This is a genomic window from Bacteroides sp. AM54-2NS (assembly GCF_003602935.1).
Classification (GTDB): Bacteria; Bacteroidota; Bacteroidia; order Bacteroidales; family Bacteroidaceae; genus Bacteroides; species Bacteroides xylanisolvens.
Genome location: NZ_QTMZ01000025.1, coordinates 1 through 24,387, shown reverse-complemented (window position 1 = coordinate 24,387; position 24,387 = coordinate 1). Strand labels below are relative to the sequence as shown.

The following is a 24,387-nucleotide window of genomic DNA, read 5'->3' as shown; positions in this document are numbered from 1 at the left end:
TATGTTAGATGATAAAGTTAACGCAATCCTCTTGCTTGTAAAGCGGAGATTAATACTTCCGGTGCATCTGTCTGTATCATACGTACTTCAGGATAAATCTGAAGAAGCTCATCCAGATAAGTCGTATTTATATCATATTCAGGTATCAATCCGGATAATACATGAAGCATATTGACTGTAGGAATCATTCCCTCACTGACGGCAGTTCCTATAGGAGTACTTTGCCCGTCGGGAGCATAAGAATATTGCACGAAGTAATTGCCCGGAAGCCCAACCAGAGGTTTGTAAGCGCTTTGTGCCCATGTGTACACGTGTGCCTTTTTAGAAATAGACAACACTTCTTCTGCTTTCTGGCTACTGTTACAATAGAAAAAGACTTGTTCCATCATATCCAGTTCCTTGACAACATTCATCACTTCTTGGGTAGAGGCTGTACGTGGAGAATAATCCAGATTGAAATATATTTTTCCACGCCCTGCTTTCAGAAACTCTTCCAATGTGGGCATCTTCTCATCGGTCACCCTTCCATTCCGGTCCAACAGATTATATTGCTGAATTTCAGCATAAGTCATTTTCGTAATATCCCCTGTGCCGTTAGTCGTAGCATTGATTGTCTGGTCATGGCACACCATAACTACTCCATCGCTTGTGAGATGAGTGTCACATTCAATCACATCCGCTCCTGCATTGATGGCAGCTTCTACAGCAGATACCGAATTTTCGGGAATAGTCTTGTCTGTTGTATGAGAGCGATGCGTCATAGCCCATACCATTTTGTTATCTGCATCCCTGAATTGCTTCATGGCTTCTGTCAGCGCCAATAGGTCGTAAATACGGATCCTTTTCTGTACTACGCGCTCACCCGCTGTCACTAACATCGTGTAGTCACCACTTTGTGTATAAGCATGAGTGATAGGCGTAGCAGCTTTCCCTTCCTTGACCGTTCCGTCACCAAAGTCGACAGTAATGTCAGTATTACTATCGATATTGTTAAACACCACTTCCACTACCTCTTTCAGCATAGCACGGGTGCTCGTTTGCAGATAAGGATTCTTTTTTACGGGATCATCATCTGAACATGCCATAAAACTAATTCCGCATAAAACAATTAAACTGTATGCATATTTTATAGCCAGTAATTTTAAAATTCTTCTCTTTATAAGAAGAAAGGACAATAGATTTTCATTTCTCATTGCGCGTTTTACATTAGTTGATTTATTTAATAGATTACGTTGCAAACATAAGTAATACGCACTAAAAAAAAGGAAAAAAAACATTCAATAAAAGATGAGAATTTTTCTTTTCGTGAAAAAGAAGACCATTTGAATAAGAAAAGAAAGAAACGGGCTCTTTTTGAATAAAACGGGCGTATTGCAAAAAGTACGCCCCCTATTTTCATTTGCGTTCAGGAGTGCCTGACGGTTTGCGAAGCGGGAATCCTTCTTTCTGCGGAATTCCTAAAACAGGGATTCCTTCCTTATCCCACTCTATTTTCTGCATACGCGGCGTCCGGCTATCCAAAACAAGCATATCATACAAACTCTTGCGGGCGTGATAAAGCATATACCATTCCTTACCGTCAGGTGAAGGAATAAAACAGATACTACCGGGTCCATATACATGATTTTCCGGTGCTTGCTTAAACACAGGCTCCGGTGCCTTTTTCCAAGAAGCCGGATTCAGCAGATCGCTGTCAGTATCGGCAGTCAGCAGTCCTACACAGTAGTAAGGAGTCCAATTACCACTTGCCGAATAATAAATCAATAACTTATCTTTCTTCAAAGAATAGAAGAATTGCGGTGCTTCATTGACACGAATCGGATAGGCAGTTTTATTACCATCTATACTGATCCACTGACATTCCCATTCATATTCTGGTTCGGAAATCAAAATACGGTCAGAAGCCAGTGTCCATGGGTTTTCCATTTCGGCAATATAAATACATTGATTTTCCTGATAAACTCTACGTTTCTGCCATCCACACCAGATTAAATAACGCTTTCCTCCATGTTCAAAAGTACTGGCATGAATTGCCCAATTATTATCTTCATCAGTTGATATTCTTCCCTTCATGACAAATTCCCCTTTCATCGGGTCAGCAGACTCATTCTCAAGCACATAAATCTGACGATTATCAATATTTCCATCATCCGCACAACAATAAATATACCATTTATTATTAATGTAATGTATTTCAGGTCCCCAAAGATGAAATGCGTTTGACGAATTTTGAGGTACCCACACATCTTTCTGGGATGCTTCCGCCAACCGGGTTATATCATCTGTTGCCCATAAAGTGATACGGTTGCTCATGCTTTGGGTATAATAATATATTCCGTTATGGAATACCGCCCATGGGTCTCCTCCTCTTGACAAAAGCGGATTCGTATAAACAGGTACGGAATCGAGATCCACCCGCTCATGTGTTTTTTTATTCTGACCGGATGAGCACCCCACTAAAAGAATAAGGAGAAAATACAATAAAATTCGCATAGTAATACTTATAATATATATAAATAATAGCCTGTTAAATGACTAATTAAGAAATTCAAGACAGATACAACGAAAATGGGGCGGCAATATATAACAAAAGTGTTGAACCTGCAAACAAAGAAAGTGAAAAAACAAATTAAAACAGCCCTTTACAAGCAGTAATATATGAAATAATTATTTTTCCAGCAATTTGGTTGATTCTCGCTATTTATTGGCAAATAATCAACCTTTATTTCATTGATTTTTCATCATTTTTGCGGCATAACTTTAATATTTATAGACATGAATTCCAAAATAGTATTCTTTTTCATGATTATGTGTTGCTATTCAGTAACCTTATTTGCTCAAACAAATACGGGCAAAAAACAAACAAGTACTAATCCGGTTTTTGACGGTTGGTATGCAGATCCCGAAGGAGTCGTTTTCGGTGATAAATACTGGATTTATCCGACTTATTCAGCTCCTTTCGAACAACAATTGTACATGGATGCCTTTTCTTCCCCAGATTTGGTACACTGGAGAAAACACCCGAAAGTCCTTTCTGTCGAAAATATCAGCTGGTTAAGGAATGCTTTATGGGCACCTGCCGTGATAGAAGCAAATGGGAAATATTATTTCTATTTTGGAGCAAACAACATATATCATGAGAGTGAAGTGGGAGGTATAGGTGTGGCTGTAGCCGATCGTCCGGAAGGTCCTTTCAAGGATGCGCTCGGAAAGCCGCTGATTGGCAAGATCGTGAACGGAGCGCAACCTATTGACCAGTTTGTTTTCAAGGACGATGACGGTCAGTATTATATGTATTACGGTGGTTGGGGACATTGCAATATGGTGAAGATGGGACCTGATCTAATCAGTATCGTACCTTTTGAAGACGGAACGACTTATAAAGAAGTGACTCCGGAAAATTATATAGAAGGACCTTTTATGCTTAAACACAATGGCAAATATTATTTCATGTGGTCAGAAGGCGACTGGACAGGACCCGATTATTGTGTAGCGTATGCCATTGCGGATTCGCCTTTTGGTCCGTTCAAAAGAGTTGGGAAGATTCTGGAGCAGGACACTAAAATAGCTAATGGCGCCGGACATCATTCCATTATCAAAGGTCCGGGAAAGGATGAATGGTATATTGTCTACCATCGCCGTCCTTTGGGTGAAACCGATGGGAACTACCGCATTACTTGCATTGACCGAATGTATTTTAATACAAACGGTACTATCAAACCTGTAAAAATGACTTCCGGCGGAATAAAAGCCAGACCATTGCGCTAACCTGTTATTTATTATAGCGATGAAACTTAAAATAATATCCATGAAGAAATTCTTGTTGGTTTTAGCTTTATTGTTTCCATTGGCATCCTTTTCCCAGTCTCCGGTCGATAAGTCTTTTCCTCCGGAAGAGTTGTTTGCTTTGGGTTCTTATTATTACCCCGAGCAATGGGATTCCTCCCAATGGGAACGTGATCTGAAAAGAATGGCGGAGATAGGAATCAAGTTCACCTATTTTGCAGAGTTCGCCTGGGCCATGATGGAGCCGGAAGAAGGAAAGTATGATTTTGAGTGGCTGGACCGTGCCGTCTCTCCGGTGACCGGACATAATCATTGATCGGCAGTGCACGCCTCGAACCTGCAGGAGTAGTGGTATGGAAAGAAAAATCAGACAACAAATATAAATAACCCAATAACAAGAAAAATGAAGATAAGAAATCTTATATCTTGCGCCCTTTTCGGGCTTATTCTTTTTGCCTGCTCACCTTCTGGGGAAGGAGAAGATAGGGAAATGGACCGTTTTATTACCGACTTAATGGACCGGATGACTCTCCGTGAGAAACTCGGACAACTGAACCTGCCTCGGGCGGTGATCTCGTAACAGGTTCGGTGATGAACGGTGAACTTAGCGATATGATTCGCAAACAGGAAATAGGCGGCTTCTTCAATGTCAAGGGGAACCAGAAAATTAATGCCCTGCAACACCTTGCGGTAGAAGAAAGCCGGTTGAAAATACCTCTACTTGTAGGTGCAGACGTTATCCACGGTTACGAAACTATTTTTCCAATCCCATTGGCACTGTCCTGTAGTTGGGATACGCTGGCCGTCGAACGTATGGCACGCATCTCCGCCATTGAGGCCAGCGCAGACGGTATTAACTGGACATTCAGCCCGATGGTCGATATTTGTCGTGATGCCCGTTGGGGACGTATCGCAGAAGGGAACGGAGAAGATCCTTACCTGGGTTCTTTAATGGCAAAAGCGTATGTGCGTGGTTATCAGGGAAACAATATGCAAGGCAACGATGAAATACTTGCCTGCGTGAAACATTTCGCACTTTATGGGGCGTCCGAATCGGGACGCGATTACAATACAGTGGATATGAGCCGACTACGTATGTATAACGAATATCTGGCTCCTTATAAAGCTGCCGTTGACGCTGGTGTAGGCAGCATCATGAGCTCGTTTAATATCGTTGACGGTATTCCAGCCACAGCCAACAAATGGTTACTGACCGACCTGCTCCGGAATGAATGGGGCTTCGGAGGACTATTGGTAACAGATTACAATTCGATAGCCGAAATGTCCTCCCATGGTGTCGCCCCTCTGAAGGAAGCATCCATTCGCGCTTTACAGGCAGGAACGGATATGGATATGGTTTCATGCGGGTTCCTCAATACATTGGAGGAATCCCTGAAAGAAGCGAAGGTAACGGAAGAGCAGATTAATATGCTTGTCGCCGTGTATTGGAAGCCAAATATAAACTGGGACTGTTCTCCAATCCGTATAAATATTGCGATGCCCTGCGTGCCAAAGAGAAACTTTATACGCCTGAACACCGTTCTGCTGCACGTGCGATTGCAGCTGAAACATTTGTTCTGTTGAAGAATGACAACAACCTGCTTCCACTTGAACAAAAAGGCAGGATTGCCTGATCGGTCCAATGGCAGACGCACGTAATAATATGTGCGGTATGTGGAGCATGACATGTACGCCGTCTCGTCACAGAACATTGTTGGAAGGAATTCGTGCGGCAGCGGGTGACAAGGCTGAAATTCTATATGCGAAAGGCAGCAACATATATTATGATGCGGAAACAGAAAAAGCAGCTACGGGCATTCGCCCGCTGGAACGTGGAGACAACCGGGAACTGTTGGACGAGGCTTTACGCATGGCTTCCCGTTCAGACATCATTGTTGCCGCTTTGGGTGAATGTGCGGAAATGAGCGGTGAATCGGCTTCACGCACCAGTCTTGAGATACCCGATGCACAACAGGATTTATTGAAGGCTTTAGTGAAGACGGGCAAACCTGTCGTACTTCTTCTGTTCACGGGACGTCCTTTAGTCTTAAACTGGGAGGATGCGAATGTTCATTCCATATTGAATGTCTGGTTTGGCGGTAGCGAAACAGGGGACGCGGTTGCCGATGTATTGTTTGGCAAGATCACTCCAAGTGGCAAACTGACAACTACCTTCCCGCGTTCGGTGGGACAGCTGCCGTTATTCTACAATCATTTGAATACGGGTCGTCCTGATCCCGACAGTCATATATTCAACCGCTATGCCAGCAATTATCTGGATGAGAGCAATGAGCCTCTGTATCCGTTCGGATATGGTTTGAGTTATACGGACTTTGTTTATGGTGAGTTGCAGATTAGCTCGGAAACCTTGCCTAAAAATGGTGAGTTGACTGTGTCTGTCACTGTAACAAACAAGGGGAACTATGATGGTTATGAAACGGTACAACTGTACCTTCGTGATATTTACGCGGAGGTCGCCCGTCCAATGAAAGAGTTGAAAGGTTTTGAACGCATTTTCCTGAAAAGCGGGGAAAGTCGTGATGTTAAGTTTGTTATTACGAAAGATGACTTGAAATTCTATAATTCCGAATTACACTATGTTTACGAACCCGGAGAATTTGATGTTATGGTAGGGCCGAACTCCCGTGATGTACAAACTAAAAGTTTCCAAGCAGAATAAAGTAACACCTGATAAAAGTTGTATTGTAGGGAGTACTTATTATAATCGCACGAGCTTGCACTCATGACATAGTACAAGCCGAAGATATTGTTGCCGACACTATGATTTTGTTATGAGGAAAGTTCTGCAACTCGGAAGAAATCAGCGCGACGTTACCTTTAAATGAAATCAAGGTGTACCTTCTACTTTAATGAACAGATTAAATTATTCACTATTTAAAATAAAAAAAGATATGCATTATTTAAGAACACTGACTTATTTATGGAGTTTACTTACTCTTCTTTTAATGGTTGCTATCACAACAATCTGCTCCTGTGTCTCTACACCCCAAAGAAGCGGACAGTTGAAAGAACAAGATGAATATGATGTGGCAGCTTATATTTGGCCATCGTGTCACAACGATCCGAGAGGACGCGATACGTTATGGAGTGAAGGTATTGGCGAGTGGGAAGTCATTCAAAAAGGTACTCCCCGTTTCGAAGGACACTATCAGCCAAAGGTACCTTTGTGGGGATATGAAATGGATGATGACACGCAAGTAATGGAAAAATGGATTGATGTGGCAACTGCGCATGGCATCAATATGTTTATTTTCGATTGGTATTGGTATGATGGGAAGCCTTTTTTGGAAAGCACCGTCAATAACGGATTTCTGAAAGCCAAGAACAATGAAAAGATGAAATTCTATTTGATGTGGGCCAATCATCATGTGGCACACAATTATTGGAATGTACACCGTTATAAGGATGACAAGTCACGCTTGTGGAATGGTACGGTGGATTGGGATAATTTCAAGATCATAGTGGGTCGGGTTATAAGCCAGTATTTCCACAAACCGAATTATTTCAAGATAGACGGTTGTCCGGTATTCTCTATCTTCGGCTACTATGAGCTGATTGAAAGCTTTGGAGATGCCCAAGGAGTGAAAAAGGCAATGGATTACTTCCGTGAAGAGGTGAAAAAGGCTGGATTCCCGGACTTGCACCTTCAGCTTATCGGTGATGGCTTCCCTTTCTCCGAATTTATGGAATTAGTGGCCACGGTGGGTGTCAACAGCGTAACGAAATACAACTGGGGATGGCCTTATGAGGAAGACTATGTGGCATGGGGCACAAAAGCTATGCAACGTAGAGAACAATGGACGCAGGCTTTGGATTCTCTTGGAGTTCCCTTCTTCCCCAATGCATCTATCGGTTGGGATGATTCTCCCCGGTTCCCGAATAAAACAGTCAAGGACATTGTGCATTATAATGATTCGCCCGAGAGTTTTGCCGCTTTCTTGCAGAAGACGAAAGAGTATGTAGATCAGCGCCCCGGACGTCCGAAACTGATAACTATCAATTCCTGGAACGAATGGGTGGAGGGTAGCTATCTCTTGCCTGATATGAAGAACGGTTTCGGTTACCTGAATGCAGTGAAGCGGGTAATGAATGGTGAATATGAGTATAAACCCTAAAAAAGTGCGGATTACTGAATAATGGAGAAATTGATACGGTATAAAAAAACATCATACATAATAGTACTTATTTCTTTTCTATTCCATGTTGTCACATCATTCGCTCAACAACGTGATAGTCGTGTGCGTGAGTATCTTTCTCCGACACGTATTGTTTGGCAGCAGGAGAGTCAACTGATACAGGGTGCAGAATATTTGCTTCGACCGGGGCATGGACAAACAAATCTTGTGAATAATGAACTCTGCAAACTTTCGAGTACCGAGCAGAAACATCCAGCTATTCTTTTCGACTTCGGAAAGGAATTGCAAGGCGGCTTGCAAATTGTCACCGGTATGCCGGATTCACATGCTCCTGTTACTATTCGTGTTCGCTTGGGAGAGTCGGTAAGCGAAGCTATGTGTGATATAGACGAAGTGAATGGAGCGACAAACGATCATGCTATGCGTGATTTTGTTATTAGGGTACCTTGGCTTGGAGTCTTGGAAGTCGGAAATTCCGGTTTCCGGTTTGCCCGGATTGACCTTTTGGACGATTCCGCAGAATTGCACCTCAAAGAGATACGGGCTATTTCTGTTTATCAAGATATCCCTTATAAAGGTTCGTTCCGATGCAACGACGAGCGCTTGAACCGGATTTGGCAAACCGGAGCTTATACGGTGCATTTGAATATGCAAGAATATATCTGGGATGGGATAAAACGTGATCGCTTGGTTTGGATTGGAGACTTGCACCCCGAAGTGATGACTGTCAATACGGTTTTTGGGTATAATGAAGTGATTCCCAAAAGTATCGACTTAATCCGTGACTCTACACCACTTCCCAGATGGATGACAATGTGTACGTATTCTCTTTGGTGGATATTGATTCAGAGAGACTGGTATCTTTATCAAGGCAACCTGGATTATTTGAAAGAGCAAAAAAGCTATCTATGTGACTTGTTGCAACTAATAATGACAAGAATTGGAGAAGACGGACTTGAAAAATTCAATGATGATGAAGGTCGCTTTCTTGACTGGCCTCATGTGAGAATCCGCTTGCTATCAATGCCGGTGTGCAAGCCTTGGTAATACAGGCAATGAAGGCCGGATATGAACTTTGCAGCGTGTTGGGAGAAGACATGTTGGCAACTAAATGTGAAGCCGTACGAAGAAAGATGGTTAATGCTGCTCCCAAAATAATAAAACCATTTCTGAAATCTGGCATGGCTCCGGATGCTCCGGGACAGAAACAGGCGGCTTCATTATTGGCGTTGACTGGGTTGATCTCTCCTAAAGAAGCCAATCAGAAATATCTTTCGGTTAATGGTGGTCATGGATTCTCTACTTTCTATGGCTATTATATGCTTCAGGCAATGGCTGCTGCAGGAAATTATCAGGGAGCAATCGATGTAATCCGCCAATATTGGGGAGCAATGATCGACCTTGGGGCTACAACTTTTTGGGAAGATTTTAATTTGGATTGGTTGCCTGATGCTTCTCGCATTGATGAATTGGTGGCTACAGGCAAGAAAGATATTCATAGGGATTACGGAGATCATTGTTATAAAGGTTTTCGCCATAGTCTTTGCCATGGATGGTCTTCAGGTCCAACCTCTTGGTTGAGTGAACATGTATTGGGTGTGCAGGTTGTGGAACCAGGCTGCCGTGTGGTTCGTATCACACCGCATTTAGGTGATTTGGAGTGGGTGGAAGGAACATTCCCTACGCCTTACGGACAGATTGTTATTCGCCATGAGAAAGGTGCGGATGCAAAAGTGCGAAGTAGGATTGATGCACCGTCTGAAGTAAAAGTTTTGCAATAGCCGGTTGGTGAAATAGGATAAAAGAATATTTACCCGTTCGCTTTTTTGCGGACAATAATAAAAGAATCAAATGAATAAGTTTTTAGTATTATTTTTGTTGGCATTTTCCTTAAGTATTTACGATATACATGCAGAATGTGCAGATAGCTTGGCATTGACGCCGCCTATGGGATGGAGTAGCTGGAACTGTTTTAATAGCGATATCAGCGAACAGAAAATACGTGAAATCGCTGACTTCATGGTGTCTACAGGAATGAAAGACGCCGGATATGAATACCTGAATATTGACGACTGTTGGCAAATAGGGCGTGATGAAGATGGAAATATTATTGTGGATGATAAGAATTTCCCCTCAGGAATGAAAGCTTTGGCAGATTATGTTCATTCTAAAGGCTTGAAGTTTGGAATTTATTCATGTGCCGGAACGATGACATGTGCCGGTCGTCCGGGAAGTTTCGGATATGAGTTTCAGGATGCGCGGACGTATGCTTCATGGGGTGTTGATTACTTAAAATATGACTGGTGTAACAATGAAGGGCGAAACGCACAAGCTGCTTATAAAATAATGAGTGATGCCTTGAAAAAGTCCGGGCGTCCCATTATATTATCAATTTGCGAATGGGGACATAGCAAACCTTGGACATGGGGACAGGGAATCGGGCAACTTTGGCGGACTACTCATGATATAATTAGTGTTTTTAGTGGTACTATTCATTGGGGAGCTTTGGGCATAGTGGAGATTATAGACCAAAATGCGGAATTATATAAATATTCCGGTCCCGGACATTGGAACGATCCGGATATGCTTCAAGTAGGTAATCCCGGACTGTCTATGGAGGAAAATCGTTCACATTTTACAATGTGGTGCATGCTTGCTGCGCCATTAATGGCCGGTAATGACATTCGCAAAATGGACAAGGAAGTTGCTAAAATATTAATGAATAAAGAAGTTATAGCCGTTGACCAAGATCGGTTGGGTAAGCAAGGTCGTCGCTATAAGGTATTTGGCAAAAATGAGATTTGGGTAAAACAATTATCTGGCGATGAGATTGCCGTTTGTCTTTTCAATCGTGATGATCACTTTTCTTGGAACTTGGACATCGACTGGCAGAAAGAAGACTTTTCTTTGGTCGGTGTGAATCTTACCGAAAAGAAATATAAGGTACGTGACTTGTGGAAACAGAAAGATTTAGGGACAGCCGCAGATAAGATGTCCTTTGATGTTCCGGTACACGGCGTTGTTTTGCTCAGACTAACTCCGGAAAAATAAGATATAGTTGGAAATTAGATTGTGTTTGTAGAGTAATGTACATGAAATAAAAAGTAAAAACATCTAATGAATAAGAGCTTATATTTATTTGTTTTATTGCCCGGCTTGCTCTGCAGTTGCGGCGGACAGCGATGGACGGAATCCGTAGAAGACGGCTATCATCTGATTACCCAAAAAGGCGGCGCTACATTAGGATACAGTCCGAAGTCGGGCATCTCTATCATACAGCAAGACGGATATGCATTCAAGGACTTGAACCGCAACGGCAAGCTGGATGTGTATGAGGATTGGCGCCAGTCGGTAGATGTGCGTGTGGCAGACTTGACAGCCCAACTCAGTATGGAAGATATTGCCGGGCTTATGTTATACAGTAGCCATCAGACTATCCCTGTGAACAGAAATGTCTATAACGGGAAAACATACACAGAGAGTGGTGTGCCAGCATGGGAACTGACTGATGAACAAAAGGTATTTCTTGAGAAAGATGGTGTGCGCCATGTGCTGATTACCGCAGTGGAGAGTCCGGAAACGGCTGCCCGTTGGAACAATGCGGCACAAGGTTATGTGGAAGGTCTGGGATTCGGCATTCCGTGCAACAACTCTTCCGACCCCCGCCACTCATCGCGGCAGATGCGGAATTCAACGCCGGCGGAGGTGGCAAAATTTCCATGTGGCCGGGCAGTTTGGGCATGTGCGCCACTTTCTCACCTGAAATCATGAAACGTTTTGCGGAAATAGGCTCCATCGAATACAGGGCACTGGGGTTCGCCACTTCCCTCTTCCCGATGGTGGACGTAGGAACCGACCCGCGATGGATGCGCTTCTGCTATACAATGGGAGAAGGTACCAAACTTGCTACCGATATGGCACGTGCCTATTGCGACGGTTTCCAGACATCGGAAGGCGATGCGGAAATATGTGACGGATGGGGTTGGAACAGTGTAAACACGATGGTGAAACACTGGCCGGGCACCGGAGCATGCAACGAAGGCGGACGCGACGGGCATCAGGGATATGGAAAATACGCCGTTTTCCCCAACGGCAATTTCGAACTGCATACGTTGCCTTTCACGGAGGGTGCTTTCAAGTTGGAAGGCAAAACCAAGGTATCGGCTGCCTTGATGCCCGACTACTCCGCTTGCGTAGGATTCGAACCGGACGGTGTAGGTAGTGGATTCAGCCGGAAGTTTATTCAGGATATGCTGCGCGAACAACAAAACTATGACGGAGTGATTTGCTCCGACTGGGGAATCACGCATGACGAAGTAGGAGTATACGCCTGCAAAGGAAAACCATGGGGCATGGAAACCAAAAGCGTGGCAGAACGCCATTACAAAGTTCTGATGGCAGGAGTCGACCAATTCGGTGGAAATAACGACCGGGGACCTGTGCTCGATGCTTACCATATAGGAGTGGAAAAACAGGGGGAAGAATGGATGCAGCAACGTATGCGGACTTCCGCCCGCCGTTTATTGACCAATATCTTCCGTACCGGTTTGTTCGAGAACCCTTATCTCGATCCGGCACACACAAGCGAAGTGGTAGGCTGTCCCGAATTCATGCAGGAAGGCTACGACGCCCAGTTGAAAAGCGTTGTCATGCTAAAGAACCATGCAGGCGTACTGCCGTTGGAAGGAAAGAAGAAAGTGTATATCCCTGAGCGTTATGTCCCCTCCTACATTGACTTCTGGGGTGGACGTATTGAGGAACAGCACATCACTCCGCTGAGCAAGGAACTGGTGGAAAGATACTTCGAGCTGGTTTCCACTCCGCAAGAAGCTGACGCAGCTATCGTATTCATCGAATCCCCCAACAGTGGTTACGGTTTCGACGAAGAAGCTGCACGCACAGGAAAAGATACGGGTTATCGTCCTATCAGCCTGCAATACAGCGACTATACCGCCACTCATGCCCGTGCACAGAGTCTGTCCGGTGGCGACCCGTACGAGGACTTCACCAACCGCAGCTATCGAGGCAAAAGCGTGAAGACAGTCAACAAGGGCGACATGGACCTGGTCATCCAAACAAAGAAGAGCATGGGAGAAAAGCCGGTGATTGTAGCCATCAATGTACTGAATCCTCCTGTGTTAAGCGAAATAGAGCCTTATGCCGATGCATTGTTCTTGTTGTTCGACGTACAGCGTCAGACGATTCTGGATATGATGGCAGGGAAAGAGGAGCCTTCCGCTTTGTTACCTTTCCAGATGCCGGCAGATATGAGAACCGTAGAAGAACAGGCTGAAGACACTCCACGCGATATGCGTTGTTATCAAGACGCAGACAATCATGTTTATGATTATGCGTATGGGTTGAATTGGAAGGGAGTGATAGATGATGAACGGGTGAAGAAATACAAATAGTTTTTAAGAACAGGTCCTTATAGAAAAGATAATGAAAGAAAGATCGAAGTACTCATATATTTATGGGGTGTTAATCTTGTTGGTGTATTGCACTAACTCTTACGCCCAATGGAAACCGGTCGAAACAGAATTGTTTCCGACTGGGCAACGCAGATAGATATAAATAATGTATTATCCGAATATCCGCGTCCTTTGATGGAACGGCCGGAGTGGATGAATTTGAACGGGCTTTGGAAATATGCCATTCTTCCATCGGGTAAGGCGATGCCACAAGTGTATGATGGTGATATCTTGGTCCCTTTTGCCGTAGAGTCCGCTCTATCCGGGGTAGGAAAGGAATTGGGAGAGAATAATGAGTTGTGGTATCAACGCCGTTTTTCCGTACCTTCTCGCTGGAAAGGACTACGGTTGTTGTTGCATTTTGGTGCTGTAGACTGGAAAACCACTGTATGGATAAACGGCATCAAACTTGGCGAGCATTGCGGGGGATACACTCCTTTTGCATTCGACATCACACAGGCACTGAAGAAAGGTGATAATGAGGTTGTAGTGCGGGTATGGGATCCGACGGACAAGGGTTGTCAGCCTCGTGGAAAGCAAGTGAGTAACCCGGGGCATATCTGGTATACGCCGGTGAGTGGCATCTGGCAGACGGTATGGCTGGAACCTGTGCCGGAATATGCCATAGAAAACATTCGGACGACTCCTGACATAGACGGTGGCAAGCTGACGGTGGAAACCACTGTGAACAGTCATAATGTTACTGACCGGATAGAGGTGAAAGTGCTCGATGGCAACAAGGTGATTGCATCCGGCAGTGCATTGAATCATGCTTCAGTGGAAATACCGATGCCTGCCGATTGCAAACTCTGGACTCCGGACTCTCCGGCTCTTTACGACTTGGAAGTTTCGTTCTACGTCAATGGAAAGCTATCGGATAAAGTGAAAAGTTATACTGCAATGCGTAAATTCTCTACTCGGAGAGATGAGAAAGGATATATGCGCTTGCAACTGAATAATAAAGATATTTTCCATTTTGGTCCGCTTGACCAAGGATGGTGGCCTGATGGATTGTATACCGCACCGACAGATGAGGCTTTGCGCTATGACATTCAAAAGACCAAAGAGCTTGGATTCAATATGATACGTAAGCATCTGAAAGTAGAACCTGTACGCTGGTATGCACATTGCGACCGCTTGGGGATAATTGTATGGCAAGACATGCCCAATGGTGACAAGAATCAAAATTGGCAATATAAACAATTCTACTATGGACCGGAAATGTTGCGCACTTCAGAGTCGGAAGCTGTCTATCGGAAAGAGTGGAAAGAGATAATGGATTGTCTCTATTCTTATCCTTGCATTGGCGTGTGGACACCGTTTAATGAGGCGATGGGGCAATTCAAACCGGTGGAAATAGTCGGATGGACCAAGGAATATGACCCGACGCGGCCGGTGAATCCAGCCAGTGGTGGCAACTATTTCCCTTGTGGAGACATTCTTGACCTGCATAGTTATCCGGAACCTGTCATGTTTCTTTTTGATGCTGATCGTGTGAATGTGGTCGGTGAGTTTGGTGGCATCGGCATGGCACTGAAAGGGCATCTGTGGAACGAAGACCGTAACTGGGGGTATGGCGACTTGAAAGGCAAGGAAGAGGCTACGGAGCAGTATGTGAAATATGCCAATCGCCTCAAGGAATTGTCTGTATTGGGACTGTGTGGTGCTGTATATACTCAAACAACTGATGTGGAATCGGAAATCAATGGATTGATGACCTACGATCGCAAAATCGTGAAAATGGATGCAGATGCATTGCGGAAGGTTAACAGGGAGGTTTGTCATTGCTTGGACAATTCACTTCCGGAACAAGGGAAATAAATTGTAGACTGAAATTTGTGCAATCTGTGATGATTATGAATAAAAGAAATCTATTTGTTGGCGTTTTTGCCTTGTTGTCACTATTTCTACAGGGGCAAAATATTGTTATATCCACCCCTTGTACACAGTTGCTTCTTTCTGCACCGAAGGGCGGCAGTTTGGAACATTTGTATTATGGATCACGTACTTCGGATACAGATATCCATGGTATTTACGAAACGACACACGGAGTAGATGCTTATCCTGCCTATGGAATGAAGTATCCGGGTGAAACGGCTTTGTCCGTTTGCCATGCAGACGGCAATCTGACACTGCAAATGGTAGTGGAAAGCGTGAAGGAAACGCATCTTCAGGAAGAGAATGCAACTTTGACGGTTATTGAATTGAAAGATAAAGTATATCCTTTTTATGTTAATGTCTGCTATAAGGCATGGCTGGATGCGGATGTAATAGAAACATGGGCGGAAATCCGTCACGAAGAAAAGAAGTATGTTCAGCTTCATCAGTTTGCTTCTGCTTATCTGCCTATCCGTCGTGGTAATGTCTGGTTGTCACATCTTTCCGGTGCTTGGGCAAATGAAGGACGTCTCTCTCAAGAAATGTTGCAACCGGGAATGAAAGTGATTAAGAACACGGACGGGGTACGCAACTCCCAATCGGCACATGCAGAAGTGATGTTCTCGCTCGACGGCAAACCGCAGGAGAACACGGGACGCGTCATCGGCGCAGCGCTTTGCTACAGCGGCAACTACAAACTGCGTATTGACACGCAAGAAGACGACTGGCACCATTTCCTCGCCGGCATCAACGAAGAAAACTCCTGGTACAACCTGAAAAAAGAAGAAGTGTTCCGCACCCCCGCATTGGCACTAACCTACAGCGATGAAGGGATGAGCGGATGCAGCCGGAAATTCCACCAATGGGCACGCCTGCATAAACTCGCCAACGGGAACACTCCCCGCAAAATTCTGCTGAACAGTTGGGAAGGCGTCTATTTCGACATCAACGAACAGGGCATGGACCAGATGATGGGTGACATCGCTGCCATGGGAGGCGAACTGTTTGTAATGGACGACGGTTGGTTCGGCGACAAATATCCGCGCAAAAACGACTCTTATGCCTTAGGCGACTGGACCGTAGACAAGACCAAACTCCCCGGCGGACTGCAATCATTACTTGACAACGCCCGGAAACACGGCATACGGTTCGGCATCTGGCTGGAACCGGAAATGGCTAATACCAAAAGCGAACTGTACGAAAAGCACCCCGAATGGATTATCAAGGCACCCGAACGGGAAGTGGTATGCGCCCGCGGCGGCACACAAGTCGTGCTCGACCTCTCCAACCCGCAAGTGCAGGATTTTATCGTACAGACGGTGGACGAACTGATGAATTCCTATCCCGACATTGATTATATCAAGTGGGACGCCAATATGTCCATCATCACCCAAGGTTCGCAATACCTGACCAAAGACAATCAAAGCCACCTGAACATCGAATACCACCGGGGTTTTGAGAACGTGTGCCGACGCATTCGCGCCAGCTATCCGCAACTGACGATACAAGCTTGCGCCAGCGGCGGCGGACGTGTCAACTACGGTGTACTGCCCTACTTCGACGAATTCTGGACAAGCGACAATACGGATGCACTTCAGCGTATCTACATCCAATGGGGCACTTCCTATTTCTTCCCCGCCATCGGCATGGGGGCGCATATCAGCGCAAGCCCCAACCATCAGACATCGCGTTCCGTTCCATTGAAGTTCCGTATTGATGTAGCGATGAGCGGGCGCTTAGGTATGGAAATACAGCCCAAGGATATGACGGAAGCGGAAAAGGCATTGTGCAGAAACGCCATTACCGAATACAAAACGATACGTCCCGTCGTACAGTTCGGAGATATTTACCGTTTACTTTCTCCGTATGACAAACAGGGCGCAGCTTCGCTGATGTATGTATCGCCGGAAAAGGACAAAGCCGTATTCTACTGGTGGAAAACGGAACATTTCTGCAACCAGCACTTGCCACGGGTGAAGATGGCAGGGCTTGATCCGGACAAATATTATAAGGTGCATGAGCTGAACCGCATCGACACTGAACCTTTGAAATTTGAAGGTAAAAGTTTCAGCGGTGCATATCTGAATGACAACGGACTGGAAATTCCCTCTACCCACAGAGTGGAATCTTCGAAACAAAACGAATATGCCAGCCGCGTGCTTTATCTGGAAGAAGTAACTCCCTCATTTTCCGACAACCGGATAGAACAACGCCCTCCGTTACGTGTTCTTTGCTTAGGCAACTCTATCACCCGCCACGAATATAAAGCGGACATCGAATGGTTCTCCGAATGGGGCATGGCAGCATCCAAAGAAGAAAACGACTATTGCCATCAATTGGAGAAGATGCTCTCGCAAAACCGTCCCGGCACAGTGGTTACCCCGCTGAACATCGCTTATTGGGAACGTAACCTGAATTGCAATATCGACTCGCTGATTGGCACTCATGTTACGGACAAGGATGTGATTGTTATCCGCTTGGGAGAAAACGTACAAGATAAGGAAGCATTCAAATCAGGTATCCTCCGATTGGTGGAATATTGCAAGCGGAAAGCAGACAAAGTAGTCATCACCGGTTGTTTCTGGAAGGATGAGGAAAAAGAACGTGCCATCATCAACGCTGCGCATATGCATGGACTCACTTTCATTCCGATTGACTGGATAGACCGCTTGTATGATTCACGTCCGAAAGTCGGAGACACTCTTTATGACATACACGGAAAGCCATATACTGTAACCAAGGATTTCATCATCGCACATCCCGACGACGAAGGCATGAAGAAGATAGCGGAAGCAATATATAGGGTTCTCTAATGCCCCCGGTGCTTCATTCTTCCATTATTTACAACTGTATAGTTCCAATTAATGAGAAACTACAGTTGTATGAATAAAGAATTTCAGTTTAAACCCAAAATGGAGAGAACGCCTTGGCTTACCTCCAGAAGAGTCATGGAAAAACGTTCTGGAAAAACCCGCTCCTCTCCCCATGGAAAAAGGAGTATATGTGACTTATGAAGGAATACCTGAAATGTGGAAAAAATAGTCAGTTGCCCGTCATTGATAAACCTCACATCAATGGCGGGTTTCCTTTCAAAGAAACAGTATGCAGCGATAGCCGACAAGGAATTTGCAATAAAAAAGGAGAAAAGACTTACCAAGTCTTAGAATTCCTTTTACCGATATTCTTGAGGAGAAACAAAGATATGGAACTTTAGACAAATAAACTACACCATCAAAGAGTATAAAACACCAGTGCGACAAACAAATTTCTATTGTTTATCGCACTGATATTTAACTATTTAGCTTATCTGTGGATGTTAGTACTCCTCCTCGTTGAAGAAGAAATCCTCCTTACTAGGATAATCCGGCCAAATATCTTCGATACTCTCATAGATTTCGCCCTCATCTTCCATCTCTTGGAGGTTCTCAATAACTTCAAGAGGAGCACCCGAACGCATGGCATAATCAATCAATTCATCCTTGGTTGCCGGCCAGGGAGCATCTTCAAGTTTTGATGCAAGTTCCAATGTCCAATACATAATCTTGAGTATTTTAAGTGAATACTAAATTTGTCTCGTTTTCTATTTTTCGGCAAAAGTATAATAAAATCTATCATTTCCAACTATTATCCCAAAATATTTCATTATTTTGTTCATCAAAATTAATTTTTCGGGATAATACAAACAAATAATCTGATAATCTGTTGACAAATGCTAATACTTCGGGAGAAATTGTACAAGTTTCAGACAAAGCCAGAATGCGTCTTTCAGCTCTCCGGCAAATCGTACGGCAAACATGGCAAACGGCTGCTCCACGACTTCCGCCGGGAATGATGAAAGCACAAAGTTCGGGTAATTGCTCGTCCAGCTTATCAATCTCCCGCTCAATACTTTCCACATGTTCAGGGGTAATGATACTGGCGGGTTTCAGTTGTGTTTTCTCCTGGTCGGTGGCCAGGTGTGAACCGATGGCGAATAACTTATGTTGAATACTCAAGATAAAATCCCGGTCGGATTCCTCCTGCAGATAAGTGTGCAGCCATCCCAGGTGAGAATTTAATTCATCCACCGTTCCGTAAGCTTCCAGGCGGATATGAGTCTTTGGAACGCGACTTCCGCCGACAAGACTGGTAGTTCCTTTGTCTCCGGTCTTTGTATATACAAGGCTCTTTTTCATAACTTTCTTTTTTACTATTATAGATGGTAAACGTACAAAGGTTCTTAGAAGTTGATGATATACTGCTGTTTTATCTTCGTTTTATCAAAAAATAGCAAACCGACGTCATACAGGTCGAAAGTTATTCCTACCCTTTCGTCAGCCTGCCACTTTTTCCAAAGCGCTTTCATCTCTTTGGAATAGCAGATACCATGGACTACAAATACACTTTTAAGGGTAGTACGGTGTACGCAAACCCGAAATACTTCTTCCAATAAGTCCGGATTTTGGTAATCGTTCAGATACAGAAAATCGACTGAAGTATCCGCATCCAGAAACAGTTCCGACAAATCGGAAGCAAAGAGATAAGAAGCCGATGGTTTAGCAGACTGTAAGTACAGGGATGTCGAGGAAGGACGCCCAACCTCAATAATCGTATCAGGCTGTACTCTATTTACCAACCGGAACAAAAAACGGTTTACCTTTTGAGAACCTTTGGTCCACCCACACTCTCTTACCATCTTTTTTTGTTCTTCTTTCAAGGAAGAATAAGCATAGTAAGGCATCTTCTCATAAATTACATCGGTAATGAGACTGAAAGCAAATGGGGAATGGACACCATATCCGCAACGATGACGGAAGCGGGAAAGCCAGATAAAAGGTCTTTTTATACAGAGTAGAAGATTCATAAAACAATCATTCGTATTTTTATTCTCCCGACAAAGATATATTTTTTTATTGAAAAAGGGTTGGTTCTTTGCAGGAACCAACCCTTATTCATTTATTCCAAGTTACTACTGCAGTCTGAATGACACAGGCACAGTATATTTCACTCGAACTTTCTTACCATTTTGCACTCCGGGAGTCCATTTCGGCATAGAACTTATCACGCGGATAGCTTCTTTATCCAAATAAGGATCAACCCCTCGCACCACTTCAGGATTAGAAATCGTTCCGTCTCTATCTACTACAAACTGAACAATGACTTTTCCCTGTGAGCCAGTTTCTTGCGAAATCGTCGGATATTTGATATTGCTACCTAAATATTTCATTAAAGCAGCTGTACCTCCAGGAAACTCCGGCATGACTTCAATACTTACGTGAATAATGTCTTCAACTACCGTTTCTGTTTCTACCACTGGTGGTATCCAAATAACGTCATGAACCGCATTCATATCCTCTGACACTGTAGAAACGTTATCCGTCACCTCCATATTGTTTTCCACTATTTCGAACAATTCTGTTACCTTAGTTTCGGGAGGAGGAGGCGGTTCCAGTTTCTCTTCAGGGAATGTGATCGGAACTAGCTCTGTTACAAAGATGGATTCATCATCTGGTGATAGTGCTGCAACTCTGACATCATGTTGTGTCCATTCGAACGAAACGAACATGAAGGCTAGCGCAACAACCAAACCCATCAACAACCAAGAACCCCGTTGATTCTCAATTGCAGCCTTTTTTGATTTCTTGGCTTCCATAAAAAATGTGTTTAAGTAATTAATAATAGAAAATATATAGTATATATACTACTTTTCGTTTTTCCTCTTAAGCATTACTTAAAGTGCTCTCTCGCTGCAATAAATATAGTCTTTTTATGGATAGGTTGTTACGACGCCCCTTGTTTATTTTATTCTTTTCTCTTCTTTTCGATAAAATTTATGAATTAATCCTCATATCGGACAACCTGTCCATTCCTGTCAACAATAATCCTTGAATATATGTCTTTCAAAGCACACAAGAATAAATCTTTGCTACTCGCCCAATCTTTCATCTTTCACCACTTATCACATTCAAAGGAACAGCTATTTCTTTCCTGAACTATTAATAGATAAGTTCTGTTTCATTAAATATAAACTTCCTTTTCACTAATAGATAACTTATTCTTCACCTGATTCAAACTATAAATGCAAGTTCTGTTTTTATAAATGGAACTTGCGTTTACAAAAACAGAACTTGCATTTATATAATCAAAGCTTTCATTTATAGATTACAAACAGCCAAAAGGAACTTCTCTATTAGACGAAAGAAACTTTGCATAGGAAAGAAAGGAAGTTTTCTATTAATAGCCAATGCAAGAGATAGTACATAAGAAGATTCCAATAAAGAGAAGATTATATATTTGGAAAAACAATCAACGGTATACAGTTAACCAGATATAACGGCATATTTCAGCAATAAACGGGATGCCGAACTGTCGCTAAATAGGTTCGCACTCATCAATATGGATGAATTTGACCAGAACCGAGTGAGCCAGCAGTCATTTCTGAAACATATTCTTCAAGAACCGGTTGTCAACGTCCGGCGTCCGCATAGCACCGCTACTCAAGAGATGCGCCGATACAGAGGATAAATTTGCAATAAAATGAGATACGGTGAAAGATGGCAGATCAGTGACAGATCATTTTACATCTATCACCAACGTACAACTACCATAGACAGAGAGTTTCAGCAGAAGGTGAAAGATTGAAAGATAAAAGCATGAAAAAAAGCTTTAGTGGAGGGAGTATAGATATAAGACGAAACATCGTCTAACTAATTTTCGTTCTACTTAAATTGAAAAATAGACTCATTTAAATGGAGCCTGCGTTCAACTTTAGTAGAACGAAAATAATCATGTAGATTAAATAAATTATTTATGAAAGAACCGAAAATAAGTATAGCGTCATAACAGATTATCTTTTACGATTCTCCGTTTGACAGGTTTAGATTAAACGAATAGTACTTATTTTGCTTTTTTCTTTTTCTTCGCGTTATCCTTCTTACGCATATCCTGGTATTTCTTATATTGTTCATCGGTCAGAATGCTTTTTATTTTAGCATCTATTTCCTGCCTTTTCTTTTGCATTTCTTCCCGCGTAGGTCTTTCATTCGATTTATTTTTCGCAGGTCTCATTTCTTTCATTGCAGCTTTGAAATCTTTGGCCTGCTTTTCATTCAAGCCCAGATCGGCAACAATCTGTTCCATACGTTTCTCTCTATCAGCCTTTCCATTCTGACGATTTTGAGCCATACATACAGTTGAGCCAATCAATAACGCAACTGCCAAACTTAAAATTTGCTTTCTCATCATTTTAATTCTCATATTAAATAAGTTATGTATGTTAGACCTCACAAATGAGTGAAAGTTAATTCGATGATGAGGTTAAAACTGTTTTTTCACATTATTTATCAAAGGGTAGCTAGTATCACATCGAAAAACGAATAAACGTTTTCTTATCCGGTAAAAAAACAGCAGCATCCAGTTTATCGGTTTAGAAATATTATTTCTATATTTGCAGGAGACAGATCAAAAGCTTGACATACCCTTATGCAAACCTATTACAAAACCGATTAATAATTAAAACGATGAGAACACTTTTCTTTATTCTGCCATTTATCTTTATCACTACAGGATGTATTAAACAGAATACAGAAAAAAGTGATATTTTGACAAGAGAGGATATAGCCAAATTTGACAGTTTATTTAATGCCTGGGAAAAAGAAATACACAACAATCCCAAAGCACAATTAAGTTCAAGTACCCGTGCTTACACCATTTTACCCCAATTCAAAGAGCTAAAAGCTATGGGTAAGAAAATTATCCCATGTATCATAGAACAGTTTGAAAAGGACAATAACACTTTTTTTGCTTTACCTCTTTATGACGAATTACAAGATAATGACAGCCTAAAATCTCACAGAGAAACAAGCGAACAAGATAAAGTGAGCGAGATTGTACAGAAATTCAGAGAACAGGAAAAAAGAAAGATGTGGGAAGAAGCTAATAGCTACAAGACGTCTATAACCGACACTACTTTCCTGAAGACAAGAGGGACGATGTCGTATGCTGCAATAGATTTATTCACGGGACGAGGTTTCAATAAAGATTACGCATTTAATCAGGTTGTCTATTTGAAAGCCTTACAAAGAGCCCAGAAACATCTGTCTATCGTAAATGGTCAGTTGGCATGCGACTTAAAGTCAGGTACAGAAATATATATTTCCGAAGATTTATACCTATTTATCACCGACCTTTTTAAGGATTGGAATACGTGGCTGGAATCGGGAAAATATAAGATAATAAAAGACGAACAAGGGCTTTATACAGTGCTACCTAAGAAAACCAACCAGTCATCGCAAACGAACTCCGTCACATTGCGACCTATTCCCCGTGACATTCCGACTGGAGAGGACATAAGTCCCGCTTCGCTTTCTATAGAAACAGAACACGATCATTATCCGCTATCAACTACAGAAGTAAAAATAACCATCACCAACCACTCTCACTATGAATATGAGTGCGGAGAAAAATACAGCCTTGCTTACTATAACAAAAGTAAACGGCAATGTTTCCCATTGCGACCGATCCTGTCGTTAATGATATACTGTGGATTTTCCCACCGGAGCACCCGAGTCACCAACAAACAATTAAACTCTATACATCAGAATCCCCCAACCATCCAGGGAAATACCGTATCTACAAATCATTCAACAGAGGCACCAAAGTGGCTTATGGAGAATTTGAATTACTACCTTAATGTGAATCTTCAACAGCAAGCACACTCCGGATCAGTAACATTCGGATAACAGCTAATCATTTCAGTAACGATTCTTTCGTCGATGACGCGTGCAAATCCATCATGCCCGAATTTCGGGGCTCAGTTGTAATTCTTGGGGGATTAAGTTTAGTCAATTCCCTTCATGCATATACCTTTGCTAGCCTAAAAAGGAAGAAGCTCATATCCACTACTCCTCTAAATGATGCCCTAAATGCTTTGATTTTAGCATTAAATGCTTCCGCTGCTGCATTTGTACTCCTGTTCACAAAGAAGTTCAAAATCCTTTCATAATGGTTCTCAATAGAGTTTGCTACTGTTGTGAATGTATCGTATCCATATTCTTCAATCTTATTATACCATAGTGCCAGCTTTGCTCTTGCTACATCCTTGTCATAGTTTGTGG

Annotated in this window: 15 protein-coding genes and 6 pseudogenes; 12 read left to right on the top strand and 9 right to left on the bottom strand. The window is 43.0% G+C overall.

The genetic code is table 11. The annotated features are described in order from the left end of the window. Positions 1–17: 17 nt before the first annotated feature. On the bottom strand, positions 18–1,193 hold the full coding sequence (locus DXA05_RS15825; RefSeq protein WP_008642680.1) for a glycerophosphodiester phosphodiesterase family protein: 1,176 nt from the start codon (positions 1,191–1,193) through the stop codon (positions 18–20). 202 nt (positions 1,194–1,395) lie between these two features. After that, on the bottom strand, positions 1,396–2,493 hold the full coding sequence (locus DXA05_RS15820) for a glycoside hydrolase family 43 protein (RefSeq protein WP_128859369.1): 1,098 nt from the start codon (positions 2,491–2,493) through the stop codon (positions 1,396–1,398). Positions 2,494–2,775: 282 nt separating this feature from the next. Between DXA05_RS15820 and DXA05_RS15815 the strand changes: the two genes are divergently transcribed. The 10 genes and pseudogenes from DXA05_RS15815 (at position 2,776) to DXA05_RS15775 (ending at position 18,105) form a co-directional block, all read left to right on the top strand. Continuing rightward, positions 2,776–3,768 (top strand): glycoside hydrolase family 43 protein, encoded by a 993-nt coding sequence (locus DXA05_RS15815; RefSeq protein WP_128859368.1) that lies wholly within the window; start codon positions 2,776–2,778, stop codon positions 3,766–3,768. Between the two features lie 40 nt (positions 3,769–3,808). Next, a pseudogene (locus DXA05_RS15810) lies at positions 3,809–4,078 on the top strand (beta-galactosidase); the annotation flags it as partial. Between the two features lie 111 nt (positions 4,079–4,189). After that, positions 4,190–6,466, top strand: a pseudogene (gene bglX / locus DXA05_RS15805) (beta-glucosidase BglX). Between the two features lie 232 nt (positions 6,467–6,698). Next, on the top strand, positions 6,699–7,922 hold the full coding sequence (locus DXA05_RS15800; RefSeq protein WP_128859367.1) for a glycoside hydrolase family 99-like domain-containing protein: 1,224 nt from the start codon (positions 6,699–6,701) through the stop codon (positions 7,920–7,922). Positions 7,923–7,943: 21 nt separating this feature from the next. Next, a pseudogene (locus DXA05_RS15795) lies at positions 7,944–9,724 on the top strand (alpha-L-rhamnosidase C-terminal domain-containing protein). A 70-nt stretch (positions 9,725–9,794) separates the two neighbouring features. Next, positions 9,795–10,994, top strand: a complete 1,200-nt coding sequence (locus DXA05_RS15790) for a glycoside hydrolase family 27 protein (protein ID WP_008026484.1) — start codon at positions 9,795–9,797, stop codon at positions 10,992–10,994. Between the two features lie 66 nt (positions 10,995–11,060). Next, a complete protein-coding gene (locus DXA05_RS27775; RefSeq protein ID WP_284515586.1) occupies positions 11,061–11,714 on the top strand; it encodes a hypothetical protein in 654 nt (217 codons plus the stop codon). Further along, positions 11,663–13,354, top strand: coding sequence for a glycoside hydrolase family 3 N-terminal domain-containing protein (locus DXA05_RS15785; RefSeq protein WP_284515585.1), 1,692 nt, complete (start codon positions 11,663–11,665; stop codon positions 13,352–13,354). Before DXA05_RS27775 ends, DXA05_RS15785 begins: the two co-directional genes overlap by 52 nt. Before the next feature lie 31 nt (positions 13,355–13,385). Continuing rightward, positions 13,386–15,235 (top strand): annotated as a pseudogene (locus DXA05_RS15780) (sugar-binding domain-containing protein). 35 nt (positions 15,236–15,270) lie between these two features. After that, the gene (locus DXA05_RS15775) at positions 15,271–18,105 is read left to right on the top strand and encodes an alpha-galactosidase (RefSeq protein ID WP_256145317.1); all 2,835 of its coding nucleotides are present in this window, start codon (positions 15,271–15,273) and stop codon (positions 18,103–18,105) included. Between the two features lie 221 nt (positions 18,106–18,326). Here DXA05_RS15775 and DXA05_RS15770 read toward each other — a convergent pair. The 5 genes and pseudogenes from DXA05_RS15770 to DXA05_RS15750 all read right to left on the bottom strand — a co-directional run. Next, positions 18,327–18,437, bottom strand: a pseudogene (locus DXA05_RS15770) (IS982 family transposase); the annotation flags it as partial. A gap of 171 nt (positions 18,438–18,608) precedes the next feature. After that, positions 18,609–18,830, bottom strand: coding sequence for a DUF2795 domain-containing protein (locus DXA05_RS15765; protein ID WP_002558131.1), 222 nt, complete (start codon positions 18,828–18,830; stop codon positions 18,609–18,611). 73 nt (positions 18,831–18,903) lie between these two features. Continuing rightward, positions 18,904–19,467: a cob(I)yrinic acid a,c-diamide adenosyltransferase gene (locus DXA05_RS15760; RefSeq protein WP_004313274.1), complete on the bottom strand. Its 564-nt coding sequence runs from the start codon at positions 19,465–19,467 to the stop codon at positions 18,904–18,906. Between the two features lie 44 nt (positions 19,468–19,511). Next, positions 19,512–20,135 (bottom strand): hypothetical protein, encoded by a 624-nt coding sequence (locus tag DXA05_RS15755; RefSeq protein WP_128859365.1) that lies wholly within the window; start codon positions 20,133–20,135, stop codon positions 19,512–19,514. A 105-nt stretch (positions 20,136–20,240) separates the two neighbouring features. Next, positions 20,241–20,924: an energy transducer TonB gene (locus DXA05_RS15750; protein ID WP_128859364.1), complete on the bottom strand. Its 684-nt coding sequence runs from the start codon at positions 20,922–20,924 to the stop codon at positions 20,241–20,243. Positions 20,925–21,667: 743 nt separating this feature from the next. Between DXA05_RS15750 and DXA05_RS27770 the strand changes: the two genes are divergently transcribed. Continuing rightward, on the top strand, positions 21,668–21,796 hold the full coding sequence (locus tag DXA05_RS27770; protein ID WP_258999455.1) for a hypothetical protein: 129 nt from the start codon (positions 21,668–21,670) through the stop codon (positions 21,794–21,796). A 372-nt stretch (positions 21,797–22,168) separates the two neighbouring features. Here the strand turns inward: DXA05_RS27770 and DXA05_RS15745 are convergent, their stop codons facing one another. Next, complete coding sequence (locus DXA05_RS15745) at positions 22,169–22,513, bottom strand: hypothetical protein (RefSeq protein WP_008015740.1); 345 nt, start codon at positions 22,511–22,513, stop codon at positions 22,169–22,171. Positions 22,514–22,791: 278 nt separating this feature from the next. On the opposite strand from DXA05_RS15745, the pseudogene DXA05_RS15740 reads away from it, so the two are divergent. Further along, a pseudogene (locus DXA05_RS15740) lies at positions 22,792–23,963 on the top strand (immunoglobulin-like domain-containing protein). A 161-nt stretch (positions 23,964–24,124) separates the two neighbouring features. Here the strand turns inward: DXA05_RS15740 and DXA05_RS15735 are convergent. Further along, positions 24,125–24,387 (bottom strand): transposase (locus DXA05_RS15735; RefSeq protein ID WP_244541604.1); only part of this gene is annotated, 263 nt, incomplete at its 5' end.

Excerpts from the sequence above, each read along its gene's own strand:
- DXA05_RS15825 (WP_008642680.1), bottom strand. The coding sequence starts at position 1,193 with ATGAGAAATGAAAATCTATTGTCCTTTCTTCTTATAAAGAGAAGAATT.
- DXA05_RS15820 (WP_128859369.1), bottom strand. The coding sequence starts at position 2,493 with ATGCGAATTTTATTGTATTTTCTCCTTATTCTTTTAGTGGGGTGCTCA.
- DXA05_RS15815 (WP_128859368.1), top strand. The coding sequence starts at position 2,776 with ATGAATTCCAAAATAGTATTCTTTTTCATGATTATGTGTTGCTATTCA.
- DXA05_RS15800 (WP_128859367.1), top strand. The coding sequence starts at position 6,699 with ATGCATTATTTAAGAACACTGACTTATTTATGGAGTTTACTTACTCTT.
- DXA05_RS15790 (WP_008026484.1), top strand. The coding sequence starts at position 9,795 with ATGAATAAGTTTTTAGTATTATTTTTGTTGGCATTTTCCTTAAGTATT.
- DXA05_RS27775 (WP_284515586.1), top strand. The coding sequence starts at position 11,061 with ATGAATAAGAGCTTATATTTATTTGTTTTATTGCCCGGCTTGCTCTGC.
- DXA05_RS15785 (WP_284515585.1), top strand. The coding sequence starts at position 11,663 with ATGTGGCCGGGCAGTTTGGGCATGTGCGCCACTTTCTCACCTGAAATC.
- DXA05_RS15775 (WP_256145317.1), top strand. The coding sequence starts at position 15,271 with ATGAATAAAAGAAATCTATTTGTTGGCGTTTTTGCCTTGTTGTCACTA.
- DXA05_RS15765 (WP_002558131.1), bottom strand. The coding sequence starts at position 18,830 with ATGTATTGGACATTGGAACTTGCATCAAAACTTGAAGATGCTCCCTGG.
- DXA05_RS15760 (WP_004313274.1), bottom strand. The coding sequence starts at position 19,467 with ATGAAAAAGAGCCTTGTATATACAAAGACCGGAGACAAAGGAACTACC.
- DXA05_RS15755 (WP_128859365.1), bottom strand. The coding sequence starts at position 20,135 with ATGAATCTTCTACTCTGTATAAAAAGACCTTTTATCTGGCTTTCCCGC.
- DXA05_RS15750 (WP_128859364.1), bottom strand. The coding sequence starts at position 20,924 with ATGGAAGCCAAGAAATCAAAAAAGGCTGCAATTGAGAATCAACGGGGT.
- DXA05_RS27770 (WP_258999455.1), top strand. The coding sequence starts at position 21,668 with ATGGATGAATTTGACCAGAACCGAGTGAGCCAGCAGTCATTTCTGAAA.
- DXA05_RS15745 (WP_008015740.1), bottom strand. The coding sequence starts at position 22,513 with ATGAGAAAGCAAATTTTAAGTTTGGCAGTTGCGTTATTGATTGGCTCA.